Origin of the sequence: Gordonibacter pamelaeae 7-10-1-b (genome assembly GCF_000210055.1) — a bacterium.
GTDB lineage: Bacteria > Actinomycetota > Coriobacteriia > Coriobacteriales > Eggerthellaceae > Gordonibacter > Gordonibacter pamelaeae.
Genome location: NC_021021.1, coordinates 1,720,396 through 1,723,251 on the forward strand (window position 1 = coordinate 1,720,396; position 2,856 = coordinate 1,723,251).

General features: G+C 67.3%; 3 protein-coding genes. All 3 read left to right on the forward strand.

Annotated elements, in window-relative coordinates; all coding sequences use genetic code 11:
* Positions 1 to 806 (forward strand): phosphate ABC transporter ATP-binding protein PstB (pstB, locus tag GPA_RS07985; RefSeq protein ID WP_331429720.1); only part of this gene is annotated, 806 nt, incomplete at its 5' end.
* Positions 807 to 925: 119 nt separating this feature from the next.
* On the forward strand, positions 926 to 1,615 hold the full coding sequence (locus tag GPA_RS07990) for a response regulator transcription factor (RefSeq protein WP_015539548.1): 690 nt from the start codon (positions 926 to 928) through the stop codon (positions 1,613 to 1,615).
* Between the two features lie 52 nt (positions 1,616 to 1,667).
* Positions 1,668 to 2,856 (forward strand): sensor histidine kinase (locus GPA_RS07995; RefSeq protein ID WP_083808987.1); only part of this gene is annotated, 1,189 nt, incomplete at its 3' end.

Sequence of the window (2,856 nt, forward strand, 5' to 3'; positions counted from 1 at the left end):
ATGCGCAGGGCCGGGCGGCCGAGCGCAAGGCGGCCCGCAAGGCGCCCGCCGACGCTCCGGCCAAGATGGGCGTGCGCGACCTGAACCTGTACTACCAGGACTTCCAGGCGCTCAAGGGCATCAACCTGGAGTTTCCGAAGAACCAGGTGACCGCGCTCATAGGCCCGTCGGGCTGCGGCAAGTCCACCCTGCTGAAGAGCCTGAACCGCATGAACGACCTCGTGGAGGGCTGCCGTATCGAGGGCGAGATCACCCTCGACGGCCGCAACGCCTACCGCGACATCGACGTGAACAGCCTGCGCCGCCGCGTGGGCATGGTGTTCCAGCAGCCGAACCCGTTCCCCATGAGCGTGTACGACAACGTGGCGTTCGGGCCGCGCACCCACGGCATAAAGAGCCGCGCCGACCTGGACGCCATCGTGGAGCAGAGCCTGCGCGACGCCGCCATCTGGGACGAGCTGAAGGACCGTCTGAAGAAGAACGCGCTCGGCCTGTCCGGTGGCCAGCAGCAGCGCCTGTGCATCGCCCGCGCGCTGGCCGTGCGCCCCGAGGTGCTGCTCATGGACGAGTCCACGAGCGCGCTCGACCCCATCTCCACGGCGAAGATCGAGGACCTGGTGGGCGAGCTCAAGAGCAAGTACACGGTGATCATGGTGACGCACAACATGCTGCAGGCACTGCGCGTGTCCGACAAGACGGCGTTCTTCCTGCTGGGCGAGATGGTGGAGGCCGGCGACACCGACGACATCTTCACCAGCCCCTCCGACCCCCGCACCGCCGACTATGTGGCCGGGCGGTTCGGGTAGAAGGAGTGAGGCGCTTTACGCAAATTTGACCTCTCGGAGGCTGCGGCTGCGCGGCGCCTGGCTTACAATAGGCCCAACACGCGGCCGGGACGGCCGGGAGACCCCATGGAGCAACTGCGATGATCTACTACGTTGAAGACGATACCAATATCCGCGACCTTACGGTGTACGCGCTCAAGCAGGCCGGTTTCGAGGCGGCGGGCTTTGCCGCGGCGGGGGAGTTCTTCGTCGCCTGCAAGCGGCGCCTGCCGGAGCTCGTGCTGCTGGACATCATGCTGCCCGAAGTGGACGGCCTGGAGATCCTGCACATGCTGCGGGAGGACCCGGCCACGAAGCACCTGCCCGTCATGATGCTCACGGCCAAGGGCACGGAGTTCGACACGGTGAGCGGCCTCGATGCCGGCGCCGACGACTACCTGGCCAAGCCGTTTGGCATGATGGAGCTGGTGAGCCGCGTGAACGCGCTCATGCGTCGCGCCGCCGCGCCGGCCGTGGCGGCCGACGACGAGTTCTCGTGCGGCCCCATTGCGCTCACGGTGTCGTCGCACGACGTCTCCGTGGACGGCGAGAACGTTGCGCTCACGCTCAAGGAGTTCGACCTTCTGCGCACGCTCATGCAGAACGAGGGGCATGTGCTGTCGCGTCGCCAGCTTTTGGAGGACGTGTGGGGCATGACCTACGTGGGCGAGACGCGCACGGTCGACGTGCACATCCAGACGCTTCGGCAGAAGCTCGCGGCGGCCGTCGAGGGTGCAGACGCCTACATCCAGACGGTGCGCGGCGTGGGCTACTGCGTCAAGCAGCCATGAGCTTCCGCATGCGGGGCCTTCCCCGGCGGGGCGGCGCGGGACGGAGCGCCCGATGAGTCCTACGCACCTGCGGGTCAAGAGCCTCTCCGGCAAGATATTCTCGGGCGTTTTGGCGTTCACGCTGGGCGTCATCCTCGTGCTGGGCGTGGTCATGACCACTATCTACTATATGTCCTACGAGCACGACGCCGAGGCCGAGCTCGCCGCCAGCGCGCAGGACGCTGCGGCTTACCTCAACGCGTCGCCCACCACGGCAAACATCCCCGCGCTGGAGGAGCAGTTCGCCGGCCTCACCCGCTACACGCTCATCGCGGCCGACGGCCAGGTGCTCTACGACAGTGCCGCCGACCCTGCCGCCATGGAGAACCACGCCGGGCGTCCCGAAGTCCGCGAGGCGGGGGAGAACGGCCAGGCGGCCACCATGCGCTTCTCCGACACGCTGGGCACCGACACGGTGTACGCCGCCGTGAAGCTGGACGACGGCAGCATCATCCGCCTGTCCGAGTCGCGCCACTCGCTTCTGGCCTTCCTGGGCGATATGCTGGTGCCGGTGCTCGTGGCCGTGATCGTGGCCGCCGTCCTCGTGTTCGTGCTGTCCAAGACGCTCACGTGGCGCATTATGAAGCCCATCGACGCGCTCAACTTCGCCGATCCGCTAGAGAACGAGATATACGAGGAGATGGACCCGCTGCTCATTCGCATCGACGAGCAGCAGCGCCTGCTCAAGCAGCAGAACCGCGAGCTGGCCCAGGCCGAGAACCTGCGCCGGGACTTCTCCAGCAACGTGAGCCACGAGATGAAGACCCCGCTGCAGGTCATCTCGGGCTACGCCGAGCTCATGAAGAACGACATGGTGCAGCCGGCCGATCGCCAGAAGTTCGCCGCCCTCATCTATGAGGAGGCGCAGGCCATGCGCTCGCTCATCAACGACGTGCTCACGCTGTCGCGCCTGGACGAGTCCGCGTTCGGCGACGACGCGGTGCTCATCGACTTGCACGCCGTGGCCGAGCGCGTGGCGGGCCGCCTTGGCAGCTTCGCCGCCGACCAGCAGGTGCAGGTGCGCGTGGAGGGCTCCGCGGCGCGTATCGCCGGCAGCGAGACTCTGTCCGAGGAGATGCTCTACAACCTCATAGAGAACGGCATCCGCTACAACCATGAGGGCGGCAGCGTGGTCATGCGCGTGGAGGCGGAACCGCCGGCTCGGCCGGGCGGCGGGCTGCCGGGCGAGGACGCGGTGGGCC